The following is a 4,815-nucleotide window of genomic DNA, read 5'->3' as shown; positions in this document are numbered from 1 at the left end:
GTCCTAGGATAGGAGCGTCATAAGCATCTGGTTGCGCGGCCGCCTGCCTGCGCGCAAGATGCCTGCCCCCCCGTTCCGAGGACACCGCTTCATGCTCAAACGACGCACCCTGCTCGCCACCGGCGCCGCAGCCCTGGCTCCTCTCGCGCTGCCGGCGACCGCCTTCGCGCAGAGAAAGAAGGACGCGCTGGTGCTGGCGCTCACGCTCGAACCTACAGGGCTCGACCCCACGGCCAAGGCTGGCGCCGAGATTGCGGAGGTGGTGCTCTACAACGTCTTCGAGACGCTCACCAGGATCAATTCCGATGGCAGCGTTTCGCCCCTGCTGGCCGAGCGCTGGGAAATCTCGCCCGACCTCAGGACCTACACCTTCCAGCTGCGGCGCGGCGTGAAGTTCCACAACGGCGAGCCCTTCGACGCGAACACCGTCAAGTTCTCGTTCGACCGCGCCGCCGCGGCCAACAGCACCAACAAGGACAAGCGCACCTTCACCAACATCGCCGCGCAGGTGGTGGACGCGCACACGGTGGTGCTGATCAGCAAGGAGATCGAGCCCGAACTGCTCTTCCTGCTGGGCCAGGCCTCGGCCATCATGGTCGAGCCCAAAACGGTGGAGACGAACGCCGTCAAGCCCGTGGGCACCGGCCCCTACCGGCTCGACAGCTGGGCCAAGGGATCGGCCATCGTGCTCGCCAAGTGGGAGGGCTGGCGCAATGCCGACGCGGTGCAGATCCGCAAGGCGAGCTTCCGATTCATCTCCGAGCCGGCCGCGCAGACGACGGCGCTGCTCTCGGGCGACGTCGACCTGTTCCCGCACGCCTCGGTCTCGCGCAGCCTGCCGCAGTTCCAGAACGACAAGCGCTTCCAGGTGCTGTTCAATGCCTCGCGCGGCAAGACCATCCTGGCCATCAACAACAGGCGCAAGCCGCTCGAGGACGTGCGCGTGCGCCGCGCGATTGCCGCGGCCATCGACCGCAAGGCGGTGATCGAGGCCGCCGCGGACGGCCGCGGCGTGCCCATCGGCAGCCACTACGTGCCGGGCGCGCCGGGCTACGTCGACACCACGGGCATCAACCCCTACAACGTCGAGAAGGCGAAGCAGCTGCTGGCCGAGGCGGGCGTGAAGACCCCGCTCGAACTCGACCTGGTGCTGCCGCCTCCGCCCTATGCGCGACAGGGCGGCGAGCTCATTGCCGCGCAGCTGGCCAAGGTGGGTATCGTCGCCAAGGTCCAGAACGTCGAGTGGGCGCAGTGGATCAGCGGCACCTACGGCAACAGGAACTACGACCTCTCGCTGATCCTGCACGTGGAGCCCTTCGACCTCGTGAACTACACCAAGCCCGAGTACTACTGGGGCTACCAGTCGGCCAGGTTCAACGAGCTGTTCGACAAGGCGCGCAACAGCGCGCGCACCGCCGACCGGCTGCGCTACCTGGGCGATGCGCAGCGCCTGCTGGCCGAGGACGCGGCCAATGTCTTCCTCTACCAGCCGCAGTTCATCACGGTGGCGGCGCGCGGCCTGCGCGGGCTCTGGAAGGACACGCCGATCTTCGTCAACGACATCGCCGCGCTCTCCTGGAGCTGAGCCCGGCATCCGGGAACGTCCCGAGGAAATAGCGCCTGCGCGGACCAGCGCCGAAGCCTGCGCTGCGAGAGAATGGCTCGCTGCCCGCGCGTGGCATCTTTCGTGCTGCGTGTCCTTCCTTCGTGCCGCCGCGCCTCCATTCGGGGCGCGCCGCGCATGGGAAGCAGTCATTCGCATCCATCGTTTTTCCGGAGATCACAACGTATGTTGAACCGTCGCACCCTCCTTGCCACTGCCGGCGCCACCGTGGCGCTGGCCTCTCCCATCGCCGGCATGGCGCAGGGGCGGAAGGACGCCATCGTGATCGGCATGGCGCTCGAGCCGCCGGGCCTGGACCCGACCGCCGGCGCCGCGGCCGCCATCGCGGAGGTGGTGCACTACAACATCCTGGAGACGCTCACCAAGATCAACGCCGACGGCAGCGTCACGCCGCTGCTGGCCGAGAGCTGGGAAGTCTCGCCCGACCTGAAGACCTACACCTTCAAGCTGCGGCGCGGCGTCAAGTACCAGAACGGCGAGCCCTTCAATGCCGCCGCGGTGAAATTCTCCTTCGACCGCGCCGGCGGCGAGAAGAGCACCAACAAGGACAAGCGCACCTTCGCGAACCTGAGCACGCAGGTGGTCGACGACTACACCGTGGTGGTCATCAACAAGGAGATCGACCCCGACCTGCCCTTCGTGCTGGGCCAGGCCACGGCCGTGATCGTCGAGCCCAAGAGCGCCGACGGCAACGCCACCAAGCCGGTCGGCACCGGCCCCTACAAGCTCGACAACTGGGCCAAGGGCTCGTCGATCACGCTGAGCAAGTGGGAGGGCTTCCGCAGCCCGGCCACGGCCAGGATCAACAAGGTCACCTTCCGCTTCATCTCCGACACGGCCGCGCAGGCCGCCGCGCTGATGGCCGGCGACGTCGACGTGTTCACGCGCATCGGCACGCGCGCGGTGCCGCAGTTCAAGATGAACCCGCAGTTCCAGGTGATCCTGGCCGGCTCGCGCGCCAAGACCATCCTGTCGATCAACAACAGGAAGAAGCCGCTGGACGATGTGCGCGTGCGCCGCGCCATCCTCGCGGCCATCGACCGCAAGGCCGTGATCGAAGGCGCGGCCGACGGCTTCGGCGTGCCGATCGGCAGCCACTACGTGCCGGGCGCCGCGGGCTATGTCGACACCACGGGCATCAACCCCTTCGACCTCGAGAAGGCCAAGAAGCTGATGGCCGAGGCCGGCGTGAAGACGCCGCTCGAACTCACCATGACGCTGCCGCCGCCGCCCTACGCACGCCAGGGCGGCGAGGTGATCGTGGCGCAGCTCGCCAAGATCGGCATCACGGTCAAGGTGCAGAACGTGGAGTGGGCGCAGTGGCTCAGCGGCACCTACGGCAACAAGGACTACGACCTGTCGATCGTCTCGCACGTCGAGCCCTTCGACCTCGGCAACTACGCCAAGCCCGACTACTACTGGGGCTACCAGTCGAAGGCCTTCAACGCGCTGTTCGACAAGATCAAGGCCACCGCCAACCCCGCCGAGCGCAACAAGCTGCTCGGCGAAGCGCAGAAGATGCTGGCCGTCGATGCGGCCAACGGCTTCCTCTACCAGCCGCAGTTCCCCACCATCGCGAAGAAGAACGTGAAGGGCCTCTGGAAGGAGAACCCGATCTTCGTGAACGACCTCTCGGCGCTGTCGTGGGGATGAGTGCCGACGTGTCCTCCTCCTCATCCTCTTCTTCATTGAACGAGCTTTCCGCCCAGGAACTCTCCGCCGCCTACCGCGACAGGCGCCTGTCGCCTGTCGAAGTCACGCAAGCCGTCATCGCGCAGATCGAGCGCTGCGAGCCCAAGCTGCAGGCCACCTGGCTCTTCAGGCCCGAAGCCGCGCTGGAGCAGGCGCGCGCTTCGGAAGCACGCTGGCAGCGCGGCGACGCGCTCGGTCCGCTCGACGGCGTGCCGGCCACCATCAAGGAGAACATCGCGACCCGCGGCGATCCGATGCCGGCCGGCACGGCCGCCGTCGACCTGAAGCCCGCGGCCGCCGATGCACCGCCCGCCGCGCGCCTGAAGGAGGCCGGCGCGGTGATCGTGAGCAAGACGACCATGCCGGACTACGGCATGCTGTCTTCGGGGCTATCGAGCTTCCACACACTGGCGCGCAACCCCTGGGACCTGAGCCGGACCCCCGGCGGCTCGAGCGCCGGCGCCGGTGCCGCGGCGGCCGCGGGCTACGGCCCGCTGCACATCGGCACCGACATCGGCGGGTCGCTGCGGCTGCCCGCGAGCTGGTGCGGCATCTTCACGCTCAAGCCGAGCCTGGGCCGCATCCCGATCGATCCGCCGTACATGGGCCGCGCGGCCGGGCCGATGACGCGCAGCGTCGGCGATGCGGCGCTGATGATGCAGGTGCTTTCGAAGCCCGATGCGCGCGACAGCATGAGCCTGCCGCCGCAGGACATCGACTGGGAGAGCTTCGACGTATCGCCCGACCATCTGCGCGGGCTGCGCATCGGCCTGCTGCTGGACGCGGGCTGCGGCCTGGCGGTCGAGCCCGAGATCCAGGCGGCGGTCGAGCATGCGGCGCGCCTGTTCGAAAAGGCCGGCGCCATCGTCGAGCCCATGCAGCCGTTCATGTCGCAAGCCATGCTCGACGGCATGGACCACCTGTGGCGCATGCGCTCGCTGGTGGACATGAAGGCGCTGCGCCCCGACCAGCGCGCCAAGGTGCTGCCCTACATCCGCGAGTGGGCCGAGAGCGCGGCCGAGTTCAGCGGCGAGCATGTGTTCCGCGGCTTCAGCCAGTTCCATGCAACGCGCGTGGCCACGGTGCAGGCCTGCGCGCGCTTCGACTACGTGATCTCGCCGGTGTCGCCGAACATGCCGGCGGCCGCGGAGGCGCCGTCGCCCACCAACGATCCGCTGCGGCCGCTGGAGCACATCGGATTCACGGTGCCGTTCAATATGTCGGAGCAGCCGGCGTCGTCGGTGAACTGCGGGTACTCGGCGAGCGGGCTGCCGATCGGGCTTCAGATCGCAGGGCACCGCTTCGACGACCTCGGCGTGCTGCGCGTGTCGCGTGCGTTCGAGCAGATTCGGGAGCCGCAGCGGCCCTGGCCTGTGGCGCACTGAACGCTAGGACAGTCGCGGTTCAGGGCGCGCTCCCGCCGACGGGGTACCTTGCTCCGCGAATGTCCTCCGGCCTGCGGCCTCCCCCTTTATTTCGCTGCGCAAGGCACCCCATCG

At 68.2% G+C, this 4,815-nt stretch carries 3 protein-coding genes; all 3 read left to right on the top strand.

Going from position 1 to position 4,815, the window contains the following annotated elements; translation table 11 throughout:
• The first annotated feature begins 91 nt into the window (after window positions 1–91).
• Window positions 92–1,585 (top strand): ABC transporter substrate-binding protein, encoded by a 1,494-nt coding sequence (locus AC1DOC_RS19515; protein WP_478084370.1) that lies wholly within the window; start codon window positions 92–94, stop codon window positions 1,583–1,585.
• Window positions 1,586–1,789: 204 nt separating this feature from the next.
• Entirely contained in the window at window positions 1,790–3,277 is a 1,488-nt protein-coding gene (locus AC1DOC_RS19510; RefSeq protein ID WP_478079418.1) for an ABC transporter substrate-binding protein, read from the top strand.
• Window positions 3,274–4,701, top strand: a complete 1,428-nt coding sequence (locus tag AC1DOC_RS19505) for an amidase (RefSeq protein ID WP_478079417.1) — start codon at window positions 3,274–3,276, stop codon at window positions 4,699–4,701. The genes AC1DOC_RS19510 and AC1DOC_RS19505 overlap by 4 nt, the downstream gene beginning before the upstream one ends.
• The last annotated feature ends 114 nt before the right edge of the window (window positions 4,702–4,815 follow it).

Source organism: Variovorax sp. 01T439_2 (assembly GCF_056398445.1).
The sequence above is the reverse complement of the archived record's forward strand: the minus strand, read 5'-3'. Positions and strand labels throughout refer to the sequence as shown.

Bases quoted from the DNA above. Each gene is read 5' to 3' on its own strand.
- AC1DOC_RS19515 (WP_478084370.1), top strand. From the start codon at position 92: ATGCTCAAACGACGCACCCTGCTCGCCACCGGCGCCGCAGCCCTGGCT.
- AC1DOC_RS19505 (WP_478079417.1), top strand. From the start codon at position 3,274: ATGAGTGCCGACGTGTCCTCCTCCTCATCCTCTTCTTCATTGAACGAG.
- AC1DOC_RS19510 (WP_478079418.1), top strand. From the start codon at position 1,790: ATGTTGAACCGTCGCACCCTCCTTGCCACTGCCGGCGCCACCGTGGCG.